This is a genomic window from Burkholderia plantarii (genome assembly GCF_001411805.1).
GTDB classification, from domain to species: domain Bacteria; phylum Pseudomonadota; class Gammaproteobacteria; order Burkholderiales; family Burkholderiaceae; genus Burkholderia; species Burkholderia plantarii.
The window spans coordinates 1,936,244-1,956,812 of the sequence record NZ_CP007213.1 but is presented as its reverse complement, the minus strand read 5'-3'; the positions used below and the strand labels follow the sequence as shown (position 1 = coordinate 1,956,812).

At 71.3% G+C, this 20,569-nt stretch carries 20 protein-coding genes; 7 read left to right on the top strand and 13 right to left on the bottom strand.

What is annotated here, in order from left to right:
- The first annotated feature begins 37 nt into the window (after window positions 1-37).
- Complete coding sequence (locus bpln_RS25460) at window positions 38-907, top strand: LysR family transcriptional regulator (protein WP_208459474.1); 870 nt, start codon at window positions 38-40, stop codon at window positions 905-907.
- Window positions 908-981: 74 nt separating this feature from the next.
- Here the strand turns inward: bpln_RS25460 and bpln_RS25455 are convergent, their stop codons facing one another.
- The 5 genes from bpln_RS25455 to bpln_RS25435 all read right to left on the bottom strand — a co-directional run bounded on the left by bpln_RS25455 (window position 982) and on the right by bpln_RS25435 (window position 7,556).
- Window positions 982-2,217: a phosphotransferase enzyme family protein gene (locus tag bpln_RS25455; protein WP_420807366.1), complete on the bottom strand. Its 1,236-nt coding sequence runs from the start codon at window positions 2,215-2,217 to the stop codon at window positions 982-984.
- Entirely contained in the window at window positions 2,214-2,834 is a 621-nt protein-coding gene (gene pnuC / locus bpln_RS25450; RefSeq protein WP_042627968.1) for a nicotinamide riboside transporter PnuC, read from the bottom strand. The genes bpln_RS25455 and pnuC overlap by 4 nt, the downstream gene beginning before the upstream one ends.
- Before the next feature lie 34 nt (window positions 2,835-2,868).
- Window positions 2,869-5,070, bottom strand: a complete 2,202-nt coding sequence (locus bpln_RS25445) for a TonB-dependent siderophore receptor (RefSeq protein WP_420807386.1) — start codon at window positions 5,068-5,070, stop codon at window positions 2,869-2,871.
- A gap of 295 nt (window positions 5,071-5,365) precedes the next feature.
- Window positions 5,366-6,220, bottom strand: a complete 855-nt coding sequence (locus bpln_RS25440; protein ID WP_055141216.1) for an alpha/beta hydrolase — start codon at window positions 6,218-6,220, stop codon at window positions 5,366-5,368.
- A 16-nt stretch (window positions 6,221-6,236) separates the two neighbouring features.
- Window positions 6,237-7,556 carry an MASE1 domain-containing protein gene (locus tag bpln_RS25435; RefSeq protein WP_055140361.1) on the bottom strand — a complete coding sequence of 440 codons (1,320 nt, stop codon included), beginning with the start codon at window positions 7,554-7,556 and terminating at the stop codon, window positions 6,237-6,239.
- Here bpln_RS25435 and bpln_RS36155 point away from each other — a divergent pair.
- From bpln_RS36155 to bpln_RS25425, 3 genes are all read left to right on the top strand, one after another.
- Window positions 7,555-8,052, top strand: a complete 498-nt coding sequence (locus tag bpln_RS36155) for a hypothetical protein (protein WP_148654175.1) — start codon at window positions 7,555-7,557, stop codon at window positions 8,050-8,052. The two genes, bpln_RS25435 and bpln_RS36155, sit on opposite strands and share 2 nt — an antisense overlap.
- 177 nt (window positions 8,053-8,229) lie before the next feature.
- On the top strand, window positions 8,230-8,958 hold the full coding sequence (locus bpln_RS25430; RefSeq protein WP_055140360.1) for a glutathione S-transferase family protein: 729 nt from the start codon (window positions 8,230-8,232) through the stop codon (window positions 8,956-8,958).
- A complete protein-coding gene (locus bpln_RS25425; protein WP_042627964.1) occupies window positions 8,951-9,382 on the top strand; it encodes an acyl-CoA thioesterase in 432 nt (143 codons plus the stop codon). The genes bpln_RS25430 and bpln_RS25425 overlap by 8 nt, the downstream gene beginning before the upstream one ends.
- Window positions 9,383-9,498: 116 nt before the next feature.
- Here bpln_RS25425 and bpln_RS25420 read toward each other — a convergent pair whose 3' ends face one another.
- The 4 genes from bpln_RS25420 to bpln_RS25405 all read right to left on the bottom strand — a co-directional run bounded on the left by bpln_RS25420 (window position 9,499) and on the right by bpln_RS25405 (window position 15,238).
- Entirely contained in the window at window positions 9,499-11,526 is a 2,028-nt protein-coding gene (locus tag bpln_RS25420) for an acetyl-CoA carboxylase biotin carboxylase subunit (RefSeq protein ID WP_055140359.1), read from the bottom strand.
- 105 nt (window positions 11,527-11,631) lie between these two features.
- Entirely contained in the window at window positions 11,632-12,417 is a 786-nt protein-coding gene (locus bpln_RS25415) for an enoyl-CoA hydratase/isomerase family protein (RefSeq protein WP_055140358.1), read from the bottom strand.
- A gap of 10 nt (window positions 12,418-12,427) precedes the next feature.
- Window positions 12,428-14,035, bottom strand: coding sequence for a carboxyl transferase domain-containing protein (locus bpln_RS25410; RefSeq protein WP_055140357.1), 1,608 nt, complete (start codon window positions 14,033-14,035; stop codon window positions 12,428-12,430).
- A gap of 21 nt (window positions 14,036-14,056) precedes the next feature.
- The gene (locus bpln_RS25405) at window positions 14,057-15,238 is read right to left on the bottom strand and encodes an isovaleryl-CoA dehydrogenase (RefSeq protein ID WP_055140356.1); all 1,182 of its coding nucleotides are present in this window, start codon (window positions 15,236-15,238) and stop codon (window positions 14,057-14,059) included.
- 229 nt (window positions 15,239-15,467) lie between these two features.
- On the opposite strand from bpln_RS25405, the gene bpln_RS25400 reads away from it, so the two are divergent.
- Entirely contained in the window at window positions 15,468-16,184 is a 717-nt protein-coding gene (locus tag bpln_RS25400) for a TetR/AcrR family transcriptional regulator (protein WP_042627959.1), read from the top strand.
- A 30-nt stretch (window positions 16,185-16,214) separates the two neighbouring features.
- On the opposite strand, the gene bpln_RS25395 is transcribed toward bpln_RS25400, so the two are convergent.
- The gene (locus bpln_RS25395) at window positions 16,215-16,598 is read right to left on the bottom strand and encodes a hypothetical protein (RefSeq protein WP_055140355.1); all 384 of its coding nucleotides are present in this window, start codon (window positions 16,596-16,598) and stop codon (window positions 16,215-16,217) included.
- Between the two features lie 208 nt (window positions 16,599-16,806).
- Here bpln_RS25395 and bpln_RS25390 point away from each other — a divergent pair, with 208 nt between their 5' ends.
- Entirely contained in the window at window positions 16,807-17,196 is a 390-nt protein-coding gene (locus bpln_RS25390) for a hypothetical protein (RefSeq protein ID WP_055140354.1), read from the top strand.
- A gap of 131 nt (window positions 17,197-17,327) precedes the next feature.
- Window positions 17,328-17,906 (top strand): hypothetical protein, encoded by a 579-nt coding sequence (locus bpln_RS25385; RefSeq protein ID WP_141754995.1) that lies wholly within the window; start codon window positions 17,328-17,330, stop codon window positions 17,904-17,906.
- A 75-nt stretch (window positions 17,907-17,981) separates the two neighbouring features.
- On the opposite strand, the gene bpln_RS25380 is transcribed toward bpln_RS25385, so the two are convergent.
- From bpln_RS25380 to bpln_RS25370, 3 genes are read right to left on the bottom strand one after another with little or no spacing between them, the layout of a single operon-like run.
- Entirely contained in the window at window positions 17,982-18,263 is a 282-nt protein-coding gene (locus tag bpln_RS25380) for a DUF3325 domain-containing protein (protein ID WP_055140352.1), read from the bottom strand.
- Entirely contained in the window at window positions 18,263-19,888 is a 1,626-nt protein-coding gene (locus bpln_RS25375) for a PepSY-associated TM helix domain-containing protein (protein WP_055140351.1), read from the bottom strand. Before bpln_RS25375 ends, bpln_RS25380 begins: the two co-directional genes overlap by 1 nt.
- A complete protein-coding gene (locus bpln_RS25370; RefSeq protein WP_055140350.1) occupies window positions 19,885-20,184 on the bottom strand; it encodes a DUF3649 domain-containing protein in 300 nt (99 codons plus the stop codon). The genes bpln_RS25375 and bpln_RS25370 overlap by 4 nt, the downstream gene beginning before the upstream one ends.
- Window positions 20,185-20,569: the final 385 nt, after the last annotated feature.

Below are 20,569 nucleotides of genomic sequence, written 5' to 3'. Positions count from 1 at the left end.
CGCATGATGCTCATGCAAAAATAAATGAGGTAACGCGATGGCGGAGATGGACTGGAGCGACCTGCGGATCTTCCTCGCGATCGCGCGCGAGGGCAGCCTTGGCGCGGCCGGCCGTGTACTCGGGCAGACCCAGCCGACCATGGGCCGGCGCCTGAAGGCGCTCGAACGGCAACTCGGCCACGTGCTGTTCCAGCGCACGCCGCACGGCTTCGTGCCGACCGACGAGGGGCAGGCGCTGCTGCCGCATGCCGAGCGCATGGAGAGCGAGGCGCTGGCCGCGCTGCGCGAGCTGTCGGGCGCCGAGGCGCTGCTGTCGGGCCTGCTGCGCGTGTCGTGCTCGGACTGGTTCGGCGCGCTGCGGCTCGCCCCCGTGATCGCCGAATTCACGCGGCGGCATCCTGGCGTCGCGATCGAGCTGCTGACCGACCCGCGGCTCTACAGCCTGCCGCATCGCGAGGCCGACTGCGTGCTGCGGATGCTGCCGTTCGACGATCCCGACGTGGTCAGCCGGCGGCTGCTGACCACGCGCTACGCGGTCTACGGCGCGGTCGGGCAGGCGCCGGCGCTCGACCACGGCGGGCGCGGCGCGCGGCTGGTGCTGATGGACACGGCGTTCGGCGCGATGCCCGACGTGAGCTGGATCACGCGGCGGCTGCCCGAGGCCGGCGTCGCCGCGCGCAGCAACAGCCGCGAGACGCAGGCGCGGCTCTGCGCGCTCGGTGTCGGGCTGGCCGTGCTGCCGACGCCGCTCGGCGACGCGACGCCCGGCATCGCGCGGCTCGATCTCGGCGAGGCGCCGCCCACGCGCGACACGTGGCTCGGCTATCACCGCGACATGCGGCGCCAGCCGCGGCTCAGCCGGTTCGTCGAGCTGGTGGTGGCGCGGCTCGCGGACGCCGGGCCGTGATGGCGCGCGGTCGGCGCCGTTTCGGGTCGGGGATGTCGATCGGTTGCGCGGCCGACCAAACACGCCGTCCTCGCTCAGCCGCGCGGCCGACGCGCCCGGATCGCATCCAGCAGCCGCTGTCCGTCGGCCCCGGCGAACCACTGCGCGTGGCCGATCAGATAACCGTCGTAGGCCGCCTCGGTACCGACCGGCGACGACAGGATGCCGTTGAAATACTCGACCTCGGACAGCGCGAATTCGGCATGCGCGACCGGCAGCAGCGCGGCGAGCGCCCGATACGCGTCGCCGGACAGCGGCAGCACCGATTCATAACCGTCCAGCAGCGCGTTCAGATGCTCGAATTCGATGCGCCGCGCGCCGGCCGGCGCGAGCCAGTCCACCATGTTGCGCTCGATCGCGGTGGCGATGTCGAGTACCGCGCAGCTGCGGTCGGCCAGCCCGAAGTCGAGCACCGTCGCCACCCGCGCGCCGGCCGCGTCGTCGGTCCACAGCAGGTTCGAGGCATGCCAGTCGCCATGCGTCCAGAGCGGCGCGAGCGTGTCGAGCCACGGCACCAGCGCGCGATGGAACGGCCCGATCACGCGCTCCACGTCGTCGCGCCAGGCTCGCCCCTCGAGCGCGCGCGCCAGGCGCGGCTGGGCGGCCACCCAGGCGTCGAGCGCGCCGCGCAGGTCAGGCGAGGACAGCACCCGGAAGCTCGTCAGCAGCGGCTTCAATTCACGTGCCGGCGCGTCGAAGCCGGCCGCCGCGCGATGCAGCGTGGCGAGCATGCGCCCGGCCGCAGCCGCGTGCGAGGCGTGGAAGAACGGCTTCCACGACATCACGCCGCGATAGGTGTCCACACCGGGCGAGGCGGCATGCAGCTCGTAGGTCCAGTCGCCGTGCGTGCTGGCGGTGCGCCCGTGCGTGTCGGTCAGCACCTCGGCCACCGGCACGCCGTGGCCGCGCAGATGCGCGATGAAGCGGTGCTCCTCCTCGAGCCCGGCCACGTCGCGCAGGCTGCGGTGGTGGCGCTTCACGAACACGCCCGCGCCGGCCTCGGTGGTGGCCAGCACGGCGGCCGAGAACGGCCGCGGGCTGTGCCACGACAGCGAGGCGAGCGCACCCACGCGAGGGTAGCCGGCCAGCACGCGATCCAGCTCGGCGCGCGTGATCAGCGGCCAGTCGCGCTCGCTCGCCTCGCCGTCCACGGTGAACTGCGGCGGCGCGAGCGCCGCGTCGTCATGGTCGGGCGCGCCACGCAAAGCGGAAGCGGGATCGGAATCAGACTCTGACGTCACCAGCGGATCTCCGGAAAATGGTTCGCTCATGGCCCGCCGTCGAGCCGCGGCGCGGGGCCAGCCGCGGCGGCCGAGGCGTTCGCACGGGCCAGCGCGCGTGCCCAGTCACGCCAGCCGATCGCGGCGAGCGCGACGAACAGCGCGTAGAGCCCGGCCGTCAGGTACAGCGCCTTGAACACGAACATGCCGACATAGACGGTATCGACCACGCACCAGAGCTGCCATGACGCAATATAGCGCCGCGCGGTCCAGTATTGCGCGACGAGGCTGAACGCGGTCAGCGTGGCGTCGACGTAGGGCAGCGATGCGTCGGTCCAGCGCGCCATCGCGCTGCCCAGCAGCGCGCTCAGCACCACGGCCGCGGCCAGCCCCGGCGCGAGCCGGCGCGGCCCCACCCCGCCCTCCGGCACCACCGGCTCGCCGGCACGGTCGCGCCGCTGCGTGAGCCAGCCATACCAGCCGTACAGTTGCAGCAGCGCGAACGCGCCCTGCAGCAGCATGTCCGAGTACAGCCGCGCATCGAAGAAGATCCACGCGTAGAGCGCGACCGAGGCGAGCCCGACCGGCCAGCACAGCATGCTGCGCCGCGCGGCCAGCCAGATCGCCAGCGCGCTCACGATCACGCCGGTGATTTCGAGGGGGGACATGGGAGCGAAGTCTCCGGGAACGTGGCGGGCCGGGTCAGAAGTCGTAGGTGACCGAGATCCGGGCCGTGCGCGGCGCGCCGAGGAACAGGTAGGCGTCGCCCTGCTGCTCGCCGGCATCGCGCCAGTAATAGCGGTTGAAGAGGTTGTCGACCCACAGCCGCGCCGTGACGCGGTGGCCGCCGAGCTTCGTCGTGTAGCGCGCGCCGGCGTTGAACACGATCCAGCCCGGCACGCGCGCGGTGCCCTCCTCGTTCGCGTTGCGGCTCGCGCTGTATTCGATGCCGCCGAGCAGGTCGAAGCCGGGCAGCCCCGGCACCGCGTAGTCGGCGTTCAGCGTCGCGCGCAGGGCCGGCACGTTGATCACCTGATGGCCTTCGTAGGCGGGCGAGCCCGAATCGTAGGCGCGCGCGCGGATCGCGGCGACGCTCAGGTTCAGCGCCAGCCGCTCGGTGAGGCGGCCCGAGGCGCCGAGTTCGATGCCGTCGTGGCGCTCGCGGCCGCGCTGCACGAAGGTGTAGCCGGCGTCGGAGTCGTCGGGCTGCGCGAACTGGAACGGCCGGCTGATCGAGAACGCGGCGGCCGTCAGCGTCACGCGGTTGGCCCAGTCGTATTTCGCGCCGACCTCGTAGGCGGTCGATTCGAGCGGCGGCAGGAACGCGTAGGCGTTGCTCGCGCGCACCGGCGCCTGGTCGCCGAGCGAGAGATCCTTGCTGTACGAGCCGTAGAACGTCAGCGGCACGACCGGCTTGTAGACCAGCGCGAGCTGCGGCAGGAACTTGGTGCGGTCGGTGTGATCGGCCGGGCCGTCCTGGCTGGTCCAGGCGCGCTGGCGCAGCAGCACCTGGCGGCCGCCGGCCAGCAGCTGCCAGTGCTCGCCGAAGCTGATCCGGTCGGTGCCGAACAGCGACACCTGCCACGCGTCGAGCTGCGGGAACGAGGCGCTGGTCTGGCTCGGCGACGGATCGAACGCGAGGTCGGGCCCGTCGATGTTCTCGCTGCCCACGTAGTCGTACACGGCGTTCGAGAGCCGGACCACGCGGTGCAGCGCGCCCACTCCGAACAGCACGTCGTGGCGCAGCACGCCGGTGCTGAACTTGCCGTCCACGGCCGCGCGCAGCTCGTCGTTGCGACGGTATTCGGCGGGGCTGCGATAGTCGAACACGTCGAAATCGCCGTTCTGCGAGAAGAAGTACGGCGACGTTCCGCCCGCGCCGCAGCTCGGCACGTTGGCGCAGCCGTAGGCGAACGCCACGTCGTCGTCGATCATGGTGCGGCTGCGCCCGCCCGTGACGTACAGGCGCCAGGCGTCGTTGAACGCGTAGTCGAAGCGCGCGTTCAGGTTCAGCGCGTCGGTGGTGACGGGTTTCGCCCACGGCTGCACGCCGAGCAGCTTCGAGGTCGAGGCGGCCGGCGGCACCACCGTGCCGCCGAGCAGCTGGTAGCCCGACACCGAGCGCTGGATCCAGTTCTGGAACTCGGCGTTCACCTGCAGGCTCGCGCGCGGCGTGATGTTCCAGTCGGCCGCGATCGAGCCCAACGTGCGGTGGCCGTTCGCGTCGTCCACGTAGGAATGGAGGTTCTCGCGCGCCGCGTTGATACGGAACCCGAACTGGTTGTCGGGGCCGAAGCGGCGGCCGAGATCGACCGCGGCCGAGGTCGAGCCGCGGCTGTCCACGCCGGCCGTCACGCTCGACACGTTCTCGGGCCGCTTGCTGACGAAGTTCACCACGCCGCCCGGCGAGAGCACGCCGCTGTCGATCGCGGCAAGCCCCTTCAGGATCTCCACGCGCGCTTTGTTCTCGAGCGGCACGTTCTGTTCGCCCGACAGCGTCAGGCCGTCCTGGCGGATCGCGCTGGCCGGATCGAGCGGGAAGCCGCGGATCGTGAAGTTGCCGTAGTAGCCGACCGGCGTGTAGTCGGCGTTGATCGAGGCGTCGTTGCGCAGCACGTCGGCGAGCGTCCTGGCCTGCTGGTCGGCGATGCGCTGCGCGCTCACCACCGTGATCGAGGCGGGCGTGTCGCGGATCGATGCGTCGTCGCGGCCGGTGACCGACGCGGTACGTGCGTGCCATGCGGAATCGGCGGCGGCGGAAACGTCGACGACGGGCAGTGCCTGGGCGGCGGGAGCCGTTGCCGGCGTCGTGGCCGAGGCGCGCGTGGCGGCGGCCGCCGTGGCCGCCGTGGCGGGAACCTCGGCCGGCGCGGCCGCGGCCGCTGCCGCGTGCGCGGCCATCATGGTCAGGCCGAGGCGGAGCCGGCGGTGCAGCGCGGTCGTGCGCGGGAGTTGTCGCAGCGCGGCCGCGGGCAATCGTCGTGTCATCGGAGAGTCGGAAAGGCGCTCGCGCCGGGGGGCGGCGCGATCAAAAGGCGTGATCATAGCGCAGCGGCACGGTGCCGCCGACCGCTCGCGGCACGCGGCGATGCGCGCGGACAACGCTTGCGGGGGCGGGCGGCCACGAACACGGGCATGCGGGCGGGCGCTCACGCCGCGACGCCGCCGGGAAGAGGATGGACCGGCGCGGCGCCCGAGCTTACGGCGTACCGTCGGGCACGTCCGGCGCCGCCTCGCCCGAGCCGCCCCCGCGCGCCAGCCGGCGCGCCATCGCCGGGCTCACCGCGTGGGCCGGATCGAAGCCGAAGAACTCGAGCACGTGCCGCGCGACGGCGTCGCGGTCATTATCGGCACAGATCATGTGATAACTGTTATCGAGCACGATGCAGCGCGCGTCGGGCATCGCGGCCTCGAGGAAGCGCGCCGAGCGCAGGCTCGTCAGTTCGTCCTCGCGCGCGTGCAGGATCAGCGTCGTGCAGCGCGTATCGGGCGCCGCCGCGCGCGCCCAGCCGCGCATCCGGTCGACCTGGCGGATCGTCACGAGCGGCACCCACGGGTAGTGGAAACTGTCCTGGCGCGCGAACTTCTTCTTCACGAGCGCCCGGATCACCGGGTTCTTGATGCCGAACGGCTCGCCCTCCTCCACGCGCATGCGCTCGGTCACGCCGGGCACCTGGTACAGCAGGTAGCGCAGCGCGCGATACCACGGCGTGGACCAGCCGTCGATGTAGACCGGCGCGGCCAGCAGCGCGAGGCGCCCCTTCGCGTGCTGCACGCGGTGGCACAGCAGCAGCGCGACCAGCGCGCCCATGCACATGCCGGCCACGTGCAGCGTGTCGTACTCGGCCTCGAGCGCGCGGTACTGGGCCGTGACGGCGTCGAGCCACGTCTCGGCATGCACCTTGGCCAGATCCTCGGGCCGCGTGCCGTGGCCGGGCAGCGTGATGATGTGCGCGTCGCCGCCGGCCCGGCGGATCGCCTTGTGCAGCGAGCCGAGATCGTATTCGGTGCCGCCGAGCCCGTGGATCAGCAGGACGCCGGTGCGGCCGGTCATGATGCGGGCCGTCCGCTCAGGCGCCGGCCGCACCGGCGGGCTCGCGCACGATCTGCCAGACGCCCGCCACCACCGTCACGTCCAGGTTCGCGTAGCTCAGCGGCGCGCCGCGGTCGGTCACGCGCAGGATCGCGCCGTCCGGCTGCACGATGCCGAAGCTGATCGCCTCGCCCGACTCGCCCGACTCGCCCGACTCGTCGGCCGCGCCGGCGCGCCAGTGGCGGCGCAGCGCGTCGCGATCGCGCGGCGCCAGCCGGTCGAGCACGCGCGCCACGCTTGCGAGTTGCGCGGCCTCGGCGCCCGGTCCGAACGCGCGCTGCAGGTCGCCGCTCCATTCGAGCGTCTGCGTGACCGGATCGAGCACGTAGGCGACCTGGTCGGCGCTCGCGAGCGCCAGCTCGATGTTGCTGGCGAGCGTGTCGGCGCGCGCGTTCACGCGTTCGTTGCCGGTCTTCAGCGTGCTGACCGTCAGCACCAGCAGCGAAGCCACCGCCAGATAGAGCTGCGCTTCCAGCAGCGAGCGTCCGCGCGAGGCTTCCAGCAGCGAGAACGGCCCGTCGCCGGCCGCGGTCTGCAGGATCACGATCACGGCCAGCACGAGCACCGACAGCGAGCCCGCGCGGCCGCCCAGCAGCACCGTCACGGCGACCGTCAGGAACAGCGGGATGTAGGTGACGGCGAAGCCGATCGCGCCGACGGGCGCGCCGCCGGCACCGCCGCTGTCGAAGATCGCCCAGGCGCCCGCCACCAGCAGCGCGAACGACACGATGCCGAGCCCGACGTCGAAGCGCTCGTGGTCGCCCGAGCGATGCGCGCGAAAGCGCGACCACGACGCCAGCACGGGCGCGACCAGCAGGATCCCGACGAAGTCCGAGGCGGCCCAGACGAGCGCGACGTCGCGGAACGCGGAGCCCTTCACGAACGCGCACCACGCCCCGCTCGCGAGCGCGCCGAACAGGCTCGTCAGCAGCGCGGCCGAGATCATCGAGCGCAGGAAGTACAGGCCCTCGAGCGAGAGCCGCACGCGCCGTACCAGCCAGACCGCGAGCGCGGCCGAGCCGATCGCGATCAGCGCGAACACCAGCGAGTCGAGGTAGCTGTCGTGCTCGATCGCGGCCACCACGAGCTGCGCCGCGAGGAAGGTGAGCGCCAGCGTGAGCCACTCGCGCGGCGGGCGCAGCATGAACGCGCCCACCGTGACGCCGGCCGGCAGCCAGATGTAGCCGGGTAGGTCGACCGGTCCGTTCAGTTGATGGGACAGCTGAGCGCTCGCGAGATACAGCACCGCCCAGAGCACGACCGCGACGGCACCCGACCTCGAGCGAGACATTTCCATGGATTCCTCCGCACCTGCTTGCCACGACAGGCGGATTCTCGCGCGTTTCCGGCACCGCGAGCACGATTTCCACGGCATGGCGCGCGTTTTTTCGCCAATTCCGGTTCGAATCGGCCCGATTTGCGCGAACCGGTGCCGCCTGCGGAACGAATCGACGCGGGATTCGCGAACGCGGCGAGACCCTGCATCGGCCGGCGCCGTGTCGTGTCAGGATAGCCGGATCCACGGCGGCTTCGGCTCCGCGATCCGCGGGCCGAGCAGCAGCCTGCAATTGCTGTCCGCACGGCATCGCGGGCCTCGCCCGGGCGCCGCCGGCCGTCTCGCCGGACCTGCCGATCCACGGCGGCGCCACACCGGCGGCGCGGCAGAATCATCATTGCCGCGCACCCGCCCCCTGACACATCGTTCGGACGCCGCCGTCGGCCCGCTTTATCGCATACTGGACATTGCGCCGGCGGATCGCGACCATGGCGTCCGGGACATGCTCGACGCGTGAACGGCCGGGGCGACGGATTCCGGATGATTTTCCGCACCCGCGGCGCCGGTTCGGGCCGCTGTCCACGCCGGTCGCGTCACCGGCGGCATCACCAACGGCGACCGCCGTAACGGCACGGTCGCATCGACATTCGTCCGGGCGGCGTTCGGATTCGCCGCGCCGGACCGGGAGGAAGACATGAGCGGTTCGGGATTGATCCTGTTCGAACTGGCCGGCGCCGATCAGGCACTGCGCTTCAGTCCGCATTGCTGGAAGATCCGGATGGCGCTGGCCCACAAGGATCTGAGCGCGGAAGCCGTGCCGTGGCATTTCACCGAGAAATCGAGCATCGCGTTCTCGGGGCAGGAATGCGTGCCCGTCCTGATCGACGACGGCGCGCCCGTCAGCGACTCGTGGCGCATCGCGCAGCACCTGGAGGCACGCTTTCCGGACCGGCCCTCCCTCGCGGGCCGCAACGGCGACCTGGCCGCCTGCGCGTTCGTCAATCAATGGGCCGACACGGCGCTGCTGCCGGTGCTCGCCCGCCTGCTCGCCCCGGACATCCCCGCGGTGCTGCCCGCCAAGGATCAGTCGTATTTCCGTTCGTCGCGCGAGGCGCGGCTCGGGATGACGTTCGAGACGTTGAGGGCGCGCCGCCCGGAATTCCTCGGCGATCTCAAGCGCGTGCTCACGCCGCTGCGCGCGACGCTGAGGCGTCAACCGTTCCTGGCCGGCAGCTCGCCGAACTACGCCGACTACTGCGTATTCGGCATGTTCATGTGGGGCCATTGCGTGACCGACCTCGATCTGCTCGCCCCGGACGATCCCGCCTACGCGTGGCGCGAACGCATGTTCGACCTGTTCGGTGGCATCGCGAGACACGCGCCCACCCATCACGGCCTGCGGGCACGGAGCCCACGTGACTAGCCCGACGCCGGACGACTTCCCGATCCGGGGCTTCGACACGATCCGCTACGCCGATACCGACCGGCAAGGGCACGTGAACAACGCCGTGTTCGCGACGTTCCTCGAAACCGGTCGCGTGGCGATTCTCTACGGCACGCATGAACCGCTCGCCGACCCGGATGGCGAGTTCGTGATCGCCAACCTGTCGCTCGAATTCCGCGCCGAGCTGCGCTGGCCCGGCACGGTGGAAATCGCGACGCGCATCGCCTCGATCGGCCGCGCCTCGATCCAGCTCGAACAGTGCCTGTTCCAGGACGACACATGCGCCGCGTTCGCCCAGACCGTCATCGTCCAGATCGATAGCGGAACGCGCCGTTCGAAGCCGTTGTCCGATCGCGCGCGCACCAGGCTGGCGTCGCTGCAGCGTTCGGCGCCCGGCGAGTAGATCGCGGGCGGCAGGCCGCCGCCGAGCGGCTCGCCGCCCGAAACGGCGCCTTCAAGCCGCCAGCTCAGGCAGCCCGTTCAGGTAGCCAGCTCAGGTAGCCAGTTCAAGCGGCGCCTTCAGGCCGCCGCTTCCAGCGTGATCAGCTGCGCGCCGTCCGCCACCTGATCGCCGACCGCATACAGCACCTCGGCCACCACGCCCGCGCTCGGCGCGCCGATCGTGTGCTCCATCTTCATCGCCTCCATCACGATCAACGGCGCGCCCGCCTCCACCGCCTGCCCCGGCTCGACCAGCACGGCGATCACCTTGCCCGGCATCGGCGCGGTCAGCCGGCCGCCGCCGTGCTCGGCGTCGCCGGCATGCGCGAGCGGGTTCAGCCATTCGAGCGTGTCCGCCGCGCCCTGCGCGAACACATGGAACGTGTCGGCCTCGGCCACCACGCGGCCGGCGCCGCGCTCGTCGCCCAGCGTCACGACGAACTCGCGCGCGTGCGCGCCGTGCCGCCACGCGAACGGTGCCGGCGCCGCGTCGCCGATCGCGAGCTGCTCGCCATGTTCGGTGCGTTCGTAGCGAACCGTCACCGCCGCCTCCTGATCGGCCGGCTGCCAGGCCAGCGTGCGCGTGTGACCGCCGTTGAGCCGCCAGTCCGGCAGCGCGCGCCACGGCGAGGCGCCCTGCGTGACGGCGCTGCCGATCACGCCATTGCCCGCCGCCGCCCGCTCGCGCGCCAGCAGCGCCGCGCAGGCCAGCGCGACCGCCACCGGGGCCAGCGCGCGCGGCGCGAACAGCGTGTCGTGATGACGCTCGATCAGCCCGGTATCGAGGTCGGCGCTCGCGAACGGCACGCTCTCGACGATCCGCTGCAGGAACGCCGCGTTGGTCGCGAGCCCCACCGCCTCGCAGTCGCGCAGCGCGCGCGCCAAGCGCTTGAGCGCCTCGTCGCGATCGGCGCCGTGGACGATCAGCTTGGCGATCATCGGGTCGTAGAACGGCGTGATCGCGTCGCCCTCGCGCACGCCGCTGTCCACGCGCACGGCCGCGCCGGTCGCGAACTCCACGCCCTCCGGCAGCCGCAGGTGCGTGAGCGTGCCGGTGGACGGCAGGAAGCCGCGCGCCGGGTTCTCGGCATAGAGCCGCGCCTCGATCGCGTGGCCGCTCACGCGCAGCGCGTCCTGGCGCAGCGGCAGCGGCTCGCCGGACGCGGCGCGCAACTGCCATTCCACGAGGTCGAGCCCGCTCACCATCTCGGTGACGGGGTGCTCGACCTGCAGGCGCGTGTTCATCTCCATGAAGTAGAACTGCTCGCCCGTCACGATGAATTCGACGGTGCCGGCGCCCACGTAATTGACCGCGCGCGCGGCCGCCACCGCGGCGTCGCCCATCGCGCGGCGCTGCGCGTCGGGCAGGCCCGGCGCCGGCGCTTCCTCGAGCACCTTCTGATGGCGCCGTTGCACCGAGCAGTCGCGATCGAACAGATAGACGGTGTTGCCGAGCATGTCGCCGAACACCTGCACCTCGACGTGACGCGGGCGCAGCAGGTATTTCTCGATCAGCACGCGGTCGTTGCCGAAGCTGCTGGCGGCCTCGCGCTGGCACGAGGCGAGCGCGGCCGGGAAATCGGCCGAGCGCTCGACCACCCGCATGCCCTTGCCGCCGCCGCCCGCGCTCGCCTTCAGCAGCACCGGATAGCCGATCGCGTCGGCCTCGCGGTGCAGCAGCGCGGGGTCCTGGTCGGCGCCGTGATAGCCCGGCACGAGCGGCACGCCGGCATGCTGCATCAGCGCCTTGGCGGCGGCCTTCGAGCCCATCGCCGCGATCGCCTGCACCGGCGGCCCGATGAACACCAGACCGGCGGCCGCGCAGGCCTCGGCGAACGTCTCGTTCTCGGACAGGAAGCCGTAGCCGGGATGGATCGCCTGCGCGCCGGTGGCCAGCGCGGCCGCGATCACGCGTTCGCCGCGCAGGTAGCTGTCCGCGGCGGCCGCGCCGCCGATCGGCACCGCCTCGTCGCAGGCGGCAACGTGTTTCGCGTTCGCGTCGGCGTCCGAGTAGACGGCGACGCTCGCGATGCCGAGACGGCGGCAGGTGGCCGCCACCCGGCAGGCGATTTCGCCGCGATTGGCGATCAGGATCTTGTCGAACATGGTCGGTCGGGATTCGGTAATCGGGGTTCGGAAAGGCCGTGACGGCGGATCAGCGGCGGTTCGGGCGCGGGCAATCCGCGCCGCCGGGATGCCGCCGCGCCGGCCTCATTCGCGCCATGACGGCGTGCGCTTGTCGAGGAACGCCGCGATGCCCTCGCGCGCCTCGGCACCGGCGCGCGTGGCCGCGATCCAGTCGGCGGTCTGCTCGATCAGCGCGTCGTCGAGCGCGCGGCCGGCCACCTCGGCCACCAGCCGCTTGGCGGTGCGCACCGCGGCCGGCCCGTTGGCGCGCAGCGTCTCGCCCAGCTGCGCGATCGCGGCGTCGAGCGCCTCGGCCGGCACCGCCTCGTGGATCAGCCCGAGCTGCGCGGCGCGCGCGCTGTCGAATACCTCGGCAGTGGTGAAGTAGCGGCGCGAGGCGCGCTCGCCGAGCGCGCGCACCACGTAGGGCGCGATGGTGGCCGGGATCAGCCCGAGCCGCGCTTCCGACAGGCAGAAGCGCGCCGGCGCGGCGGCGATCGCGACGTCGCAGGCCGCGACCAGGCCGACGCCGCCCGCGTAGGCGTCGCCGTGGACGCGCGCGATCACCGGCTTGCCGCAGCGGTAGACGGCCTCCAGCATGCGCGCGAGCCGGCGCGCGTCGGCGCGGTTCTCGTCGTCGGTGTAGCCGGCCATGCGGCGCATCCAGTTCAGGTCCGCGCCGGCGCAAAACGCCGGCCCGTCGGCGGCCAGCACCACCGCGCGGATGTCGTCGCGGGCGTCGAGTTCGCCGAACACGGCGGTCAGCTCCGCGATCGTCGTCTCGTTGAACGCGTTGCGCACCTCGGGCCGCGCCAGCGTGACCGTGGCGATGCGCTGCTGGTCGGTGACGCGAATCGTCTCGTATCGCATGCCTGCCTCCTTACATCCGGAACACGCCGAAACGCGTGTCCTCGATCGGCGCGTTCATCGCGGCGGCCAGCCCGAGCCCGAGCACGTCGCGCGTGCGGGCCGGCTCGATCACGCCGTCGTCCCACAGCCGCGCGCTCGCGTAGTACGGGTGGCCCTGCCGCTCGTACTGCTCGCGGATCGGCGCCTTGAACGCGGCCTCCTCGTCGGCCGACCAGCTGCCGCCCTTCGCCTCGATGCCGTCGCGGCGCACCGTGGCCAGCACCGAGGCGGCCTGGTCGCCGCCCATCACCGAGATGCGCGCGTTCGGCCACATCCAGAGGAAGCGCGGCGAGTAGGCACGGCCGCACATGCCGTAGTTGCCCGCGCCGAACGAGCCGCCGATGATCACCGTGAACTTCGGCACCTTGGCCGTGGCCACCGCCGTGACCATCTTCGCGCCGTGCCGCGCGATGCCCTCGTTCTCGTACTTGCGGCCCACCATGAAGCCCGTGATGTTCTGCAGGAACACCAGCGGGATCTTGCGCTGGCAGCACAGCTCGATGAAGTGCGCGCCCTTCACGGCCGATTCCGAGAACAGGATGCCGTTGTTCGCGACGATCCCGACCGGATGGCCCCAGATCCGCGCGAAGCCCGTGACGAGCGTGGTGCCGAAGCGGGCCTTGAATTCGTCGAAGGCCGAATCGTCGACGATGCGCGCGATCACCTCGCGCACGTCGAACGGCTTGCGCGTATCGGCCGGGATCACGCCGGCCAGCTCGGCCGGGTCGTAGCGCGGCGGCAGCGGTTCGGTGGGCGCGAGCGGCGGCGCGGCCTTCGCGCCGAGGTTGCCGACGATCGACCGCGCGATCGCGAGCGCGTGCGCGTCGTTCTGCGCCAGATGGTCGACCACGCCCGACAGCCGCGTATGGACGTCGCCGCCGCCCAGATCCTCGGCGCTGACTTCCTCGCCGGTGGCCGCCTTCACGAGCGGCGGGCCGCCCAGGAAGATCGTGCCCTGCTCCCTGACGATGATCGATTCGTCGCTCATCGCCGGCACGTAGGCGCCGCCCGCCGTGCAGGAGCCCATCACCACGGCGATCTGCGCGATGCCGGCCGCCGACAGGTTCGCCTGGTTGTAGAAGATCCGGCCGAAGTGGTCGCGATCGGGAAACACCTCGTCCTGGTTCGGCAGGTTCGCGCCGCCCGAATCGACGAGATAGACGCAGGGCAGCCGGTTCTCGGCCGCGATCTCCTGCGCGCGCACGTGCTTCTTGACCGTGACCGGGTAATAGGTGCCGCCCTTCACGGTGGCGTCGTTGCAGACGATCACGCACTCGCGCCCGGCGATCCGGCCGATGCCGGTGATGATGCCGGCGCCCGGCGCGTCGTCGTTGTACATGCCGAACGCGGCGAGCTGCGAGAGTTCGAGGAACGGCGAGCCCGGGTCCAGCAGCAGCGCGATGCGCTCGCGCGGCAGCAGCTTGCCGCGCGCCACGTGCTTGTCGCGCGCGGCCTGCCCGCCGCCCAGCGCGAGCCGCGCGACCTTCTCGCGCAGGTCCGCCACCAGCGCGTCGAGCGCGGCCGCGTTGGCGCGGAATTCGTCGGAGCGGGGGTTCAGTTTCGATTCGAGGATCGGCATCGTGTCGGCTCCGCGCGGCGCTCAGGCCGTCTCGGCGAACAGTTCGCGGCCGATCAGCATGCGGCGGATCTCGCTCGTGCCCGCGCCGATCTCGTAGAGCTTCGCGTCGCGCCAGAGCCGGCCCACCGGGTATTCGTTGATGTAGCCGTTGCCGCCGAGGATCTGGATCGCCTCGCCCGCCATCCAGGTGGCGCGCTCGGCCGTGTAGAGGATCACGCCCGCGCAGTCCTTGCGCGCCTGGCGCACGTGCTGGCTGCCGGCCGCGTCCAGGTGCCGGCCCACCGCGTACAGGTAGGCGCGGCAGGCCTGGAAGTTCGTGTACATGTCGGCCACCTTGCCCTGGATCAGCTGGAATTCGCCGATCGACTGGCCGAACTGCTTGCGGTCGTGGATGTACGGCACCACCGCGTCGAGGCAGGCCGCCATGATGCCGGTCGGGCCGCCCGCCAGCACCGCGCGTTCGTAGTCGAGCCCGCTCATCAGCACCTTCACGCCGCTGCCCACCTCGCCCAGCACGTTCTCTTCCGGCACTTCCACGTCCTGGAACACCAGCTCGCCCGTGTGCGAGCCGCGCATGCCGAGCTTGTCGAGCTTCTGCGCCACCGAGAAGCCCTTCATGCCCTTCTCGACGATGAACGCCGTCATGCCGCGCGCGCCCGCTTCCGGCTCGGTCTTCGCGTAGACCACGAGCGTGTCGCAATCGGGGCCGTTCGTGATCCACATCTTGGTGCCGTTCAGCACGTAGTGGCTGCCGCGCCTGTCGGCGCGCAGCTTCATGCTGACCACGTCCGAGCCCGCGTTCGGCTCGCTCATCGCCAGCGCGCCCACGTGCTCGCCCGAGATCAGCTTCGGCAGGTAGCGGCGCTTCTGCGCCTCGCTGCCGTTGCGGTGGATCTGGTTCACGCAGAGGTTCGAATGCGCGCCGTAGGACAGGCCGACCGACGCCGAGGCGCGCGAGATCTCCTCCATCGCCACCATGTGCGCCGTGTAGCCGAGGTTCGCGCCGCCGTATTCCTCGCCCACCGTCATGCCGAGCACGCCGAGCTCGCCGAACTTGCGCCACAGGTCCATCGGGAACTGGTCGGTGCGATCGATCTCGGCCGCGCGCGGCGCGATCTCCTTCGCGGCGAACGTCGCGATCGCGTCGCGCAGCATCTCGATGTCCTCACCGAGCATGAATTGCACGCCGGGCAGGTTGCTCATGTCTCCTCCTCCGATTCCAGAAAGTGCGTTCGGCCGATCCGGTGCTGCCTGTCGATCTGAGTTTTGCTCAGAATTGTCCGGGCGCCGATCGATTGAACGATGCCGTTTGATGGCGGCTAGTGTCGCGCTTGGCCCGATGGCGCGTCAATTGTTTTTTGAGTGTTACTCAATTTTTTAGCCGGACTCGGCTATCATCGGCCGGATCGATCGAGCGGAACGTGAATCCATCATGACGAGCAGCCCCGTCAAGTCCGAGCGCGCCGACGGCAGCCGCGCGCCCGCCGGACGCAAGTCGCAGCAGCGCGTGCAGGACATCCTGCGCGCCGGGCGCGAGGTATTCGCGGAGAAAGGTTACGAACACGCCACGGCGGCCGAGATCGCGCAGCGCGTGGGGGTGTCCGAGGCCACCGTGTTCAGCTACTTTCGCGGCAAGCGCGAGCTGTGCGCGCGCGTGATCGCGGACTGGTACGACGAGAACATCGCCGCGTTCGAGGCCGGCTTGCCGGTGGGCGCGCCGGTGCGGGAGCAGTTCGCGTTCATCGTGCGCACGCATTTGCGGCTGATGCTGGTGAACGGGACGGGGCTGTGCGCGCTGGTGCTGTCGGAGGGGCGCGCCAGGCAGGAAATGCTCGGCGACGAGCTAAGCGCGCTGCAGCGGCGCTACACCGCCCCGCTGATGGACGTGCTCGCGCGCGGGCAGGCGGCCGGGCAGGTGCGGGCCGATCTGCCCTTGAGCCTGCTGCGCTCGCTCGTGTTCGGGCCGATCGAGCATGTGCTGTGGGACGCGATCCTGGGCCGGCGCGAGCTGGACGCGGAGCGCACGGCCGAGCAGTTGATCGGCGTGCTGTGGGTGGCGTTGCAGCCGCCGGCGCCGGACGTGGCGGCGCTGGCGCAGTTCGAGCGCGATGTCAGGGAGGCGTTGGGGCGGGTTGGCGGCGCGCCCTGACCGTCGTTGCTTCCCGCCGCCCGGCGGCGCTCAGAGGTCGCCGCGCACCTCGCCGGTGCCGAGCGCGGTCCGCTGCCGGTTGACCTCGGCCCAGAGCGCGTCGCTGTCGTCTTCGCGCAGCACCATCGTCCAGTCCAATTGATCGTCGGTCACGCCGAAGTAGTCGAGGATGTCGCGGCGCACGGTATCGAGGAATTGCGCGTATTCCGGCGTGGTCTGGGCCTCCGCGTGCAAGGCGTCGTACTCGGCGTCGTCCTCGCCGCCGCCATGCTCGTCGATGTAGCGCGAGATCCAGCGGTCCCGTTCGCTGTCGTAGTCGGCCTCGGCGCGCATCGCCTGCGCGGCGGTGTCGAAATCCAGCCGGGCGAACGCGGCGATCGCCGCCGTCGTCGTCTCGTCAAATTCAGTCGTCATTGCGTGTCTCTGGGTAATCGCCGGATATCATCGCATGGTTGGCGCGGGGTGGGTGCCGGACCTCGCCGCGTTCGCGAATCGCGAACTCCGCCGTGAACGAGCGCGACCGAATCGACGCGCCGGCGAGCGCGGGGCTACACTTGCGGGTTCGCGGCGATGAGCCCTCGCCCGCCCGTCGCCCGCCCCTTCACCCAGCCATTCCCGACCGATGATCCCGTTTCTCGACGCCGCCGCCCTGCTCGCCCTCGCCCAAGCTTCGGAAGCGCGGCACCCGCCCGCCTGCGACTGCCGGAAAACCTCGCTCGACGGCTGGGTCTCGCAGCCGCTCTCGCTCGACGAGGCGATGCTGGCGCCGGTCGGCACGCTGCGTGCCGACGACGGCCGCGAACCGTCCTATGACGAATACCTGCCGAGCGGCCTCCAGTACTGGTCGCCCGAGGCGCCGATCTCGCCGCGCCATTTTCCGTACAACCAGTGTGACGTCTGGGCCTGCAGGACCTGCGGCCGGCTGATGCTGCGCTACGTGGAAGGCGGCGGATATTTCGTGGACCGGCGGGTTCGCGCGGTGCGTCCGCACCTGATCGTCGACGCGGCATGAGCACGGGCCGCCGCCCGCCGTAACGGCTTGAAATATTCGCGTCGCCCGCCGGCCGGGAAAAGTCATCAAGCTGGGCCGCACCGCGCCGATATCCGGTGATTCATCGAAAAAAAACACACCGGGGAACCATGATGAAGCCAACGCTCAAACTCTCGCTCGTGCTGCTCGCGAGCGCGGCCGGCATCGCGGGATGCGTAACCAGCGGCCAGGGCCGCGTCGCGGTCGGACCAGGCAGGGGCAGCGACGTGTCGCTGTCGGTCGATGCCGCGCCGGGCGCCGAAGTGGCCTACGAGCCGATACCGACCGATATCTACGTCGCGACCGCCGTGGACACCGACGTCGTGATCTATCGCGGCGATACCTATATCTGGGTGGCGGGACCGAACGGCGTGCGGCATCGCCAGTTCTACGCGCATGGCGATCATCGTCGCGACGTGTTCCGCCGCCGCGAGGAACTGCGCCACGTCATGACGAACCACGGCGGCCACCTGCCGGCCCACGCCATCGCGGCGCACGGTCCCGGGCATGGCGACTACGCACACGGGCCGGAGCGCGCGCCCGAGCATGCCGGGCCGGCTCCGCACGGCGGGCCGGAGCATCCGGGCGCGATGCCGCGCGCCGGCCGCCCGGCGCCGGCGTTGCCGACCGCCCACGCGGCGCCGCGGCCCGTTCCGGCGAAACCGGCACCCAGGTACGAGAAAAAGTCCTAGCCGAACCGCGAAAGGCGCGGCGGACGGGCTGTCGAGCCGCGCCTCGCCGTGAGGTCATCGCGCCATCGCCGGCATTCAGCGCATCGAAGCACGCCGCTCGCGCACGATCAGCGCACCGATCACGATCCCGGCCGCGAGGCTCGTCATGCCGCCGTAGGTGACGAGCCCGAGCGCCCAGCCGCGCGCGGCCACGACCAGCCACAATGCCGCCAGCAAGCCGCCCCAGCCCGCCACGCGCAGCACCCGCGCGGGCGCGGCGGCCAGCGCCCGCCGGAACACGGTCTGCTGATGCCGCTCCATCGACAGCGCGAGGCACGCGAACGCGGCCACGCACACCATCAGCATCACGACCCCCATCAGAACCGCTCCTCGCTATGCATCGCCACCGACGCGCGTGCCGCGCCGGTGGCCTTGCCCGCCGGGCGCGGCCGCGCCCGGTGGCGGCTGGTGCGGACCGCCAGCAGCGCGTGCAGCGCCGCGAACGCCCACATCATCAGATCGAAGCCCGCATACACCCAGTCGCCGTCGGCCACGCTGCGCCATAGCGGCCGGTCGGTGGTCAGCGCGTTGAGCACCGGCAGCAGCGCCAGCAAGCCCGCCGCGATCCACAGCAGCTCGATCCAGGCACGCCGCGGCGGGCGCGCGATCGCGAACAGCAGCGTCGCGCCCCACACCGCGAAGAACACGTTGATCTCGGCGTTCGAACGCTGCGCGAGCGCGTCCGGCAGCAGCCGGTTGGCCCACAGATAGCTCGTCATCGCGATCGACAGCCCGGCGATGCTGGCGATGTTGAGCCGCTCCACCAGCCGGAAGCCGAAGTGCGGGCGCTGCGGATCGGCCAGCTGCTGGCGGCGCTTGACGGTCCACATCACGAGCCCGGTGCCGACCATCGCGGTACCGCCCAGGCTGACGATGAAATAGAGCCAGCGCAGTTGCAGGTCGCTGAAGCGCCCGAGGTGCAGCGCGTAGAGCACGCCGCGCGTCTCGGCCGCGGCGCCCACCGCGTCGTGCGTCTCGAGCAGCTTGCCGCTCACGCCGTCGAACAGCAGGTACTGCGGGCTCTGCGACACGCGCCCGCCTTCGCCGCGCGCCACCGCCACGCGCGCCGCGCTGTCGCCGGGGTTCGTGATCGTCACCATCCCGACGCCCTGCTCGCCCCAGCGCGCCTGCGCCGCGCGCACCATCGCATCGACCGGCGCGAGCACGGCCGGCTTGCCGTCCGCCTTGCCGGGCTGGATGTAGGCGCTGATCTGCGAGGTCAGCGCGGCCTGCTGCTCCGGCGTCTTCACGGCCGCGTGCTGGCCCCACGGCATGTACATCGTCATCAGCGTGACGAGGCCGGTGTAGGTGATCATCAGGTGGAACGGCAGCCCGAACACCGACAGCGCGTTGTGCGCGTCCAGCCACGAGCGCTGGCCCTTGCCCCAGCGGAACGTGAAGAAGTCGACGAAGATCTTCTTGTGCGTGATCACGCCGCTCACGATCGCCACCAGCATGAACATGGCGCAGAAGCCGGCGATCCAGCGGCCCCAGAGCGGCGACAGGTAATAGAACTGGAAATGGAAGCGGTAGAAGAATTCGCCGCCGAGCGTGTCGCGCGCCCTGGTGACGTTGCCGCTGGCGGGATCGAACGTGGCCTCGCCGAAGAAGCGTCCGGGCGGCGAGCCCGGCGGCAGGCGCCAGAACGCGCTCGCCACGTTGCTGCGCGCGGTGGGCAGCGTGATGCCCCATTGCGAACTGTCGGCGGCCAGCGTGCCGAGCCGGTCGGTCACGCGCTGCGCGACGCGCGCGGGGTCCGGCGCCTGCTGCCGATGCGCCAGCTCGGGCCGCATCCACTGCGAGATTTCGTCCTTGAAGTAGCTGACGGTGCCGGTCAGGAACATCGCGTAGAGCAGCCAGCCGCACAGCAGACCGGCCCAGGTATGCAGGTCGGCCATGCTCTGGCGCACGCCGCGCGGCTTCGGAGCGGTGACGGTGCTCATCGTGCGATCACCCCGCTCCAGACCAGCCCGGCGGCGGCCAGCAGCGGCACGGCGGCCGCGATCAGGCCGGCCCAGGCACGCCACGCGGTGCGCGCGAGGAACACCCAGATCACCGCGCCCGTGTAGAACAGGAAGCTGACCAGCATGCCAGTGAGCACGGCCTGCGAGCGGTCGATCGGCAGCGCGATCGCGCCCACGCTGGCGAGCGCGCCGAGCGCATAGCCGCCGGCGATCGCGCAGACGATCCGCGACAGCAGCGGCCCGAGGCGCCGCCAGCGGTCCGACACGGCGCTCATGCCGCAAGCGCCGCGCGCGCGGCGTGTAGGGTGAAACGGGCGGTCACTGCACTTTCTCCATCGAAATCGAATGCGGGTCGGGAGGATCGGACGGCGCCGGCCGATGCCGGCGCGCCCCGGGCGCAATCCTCGGCGGAATCGCCGCGTTGTCGTTCCCCTATCGCTCACGCGAAGTCGCGATGATACGTCATTGCGAACGATTCTCAACCGCAACGACGATGGAGATCACGGAAAAAAGGCGGATCGGTAAACGGGAAGCAGGCCGCCGCGGCGGCCCACTCCAAGCGGATGCGAGCCGGAGGCTCGGGACCTGGCGGAAAAACGGCGAGACCCGGCGGCGGCCGCCGCGTGGCCGCCCGCGCCGCGTCGGGCTCGCCGCCGCTCG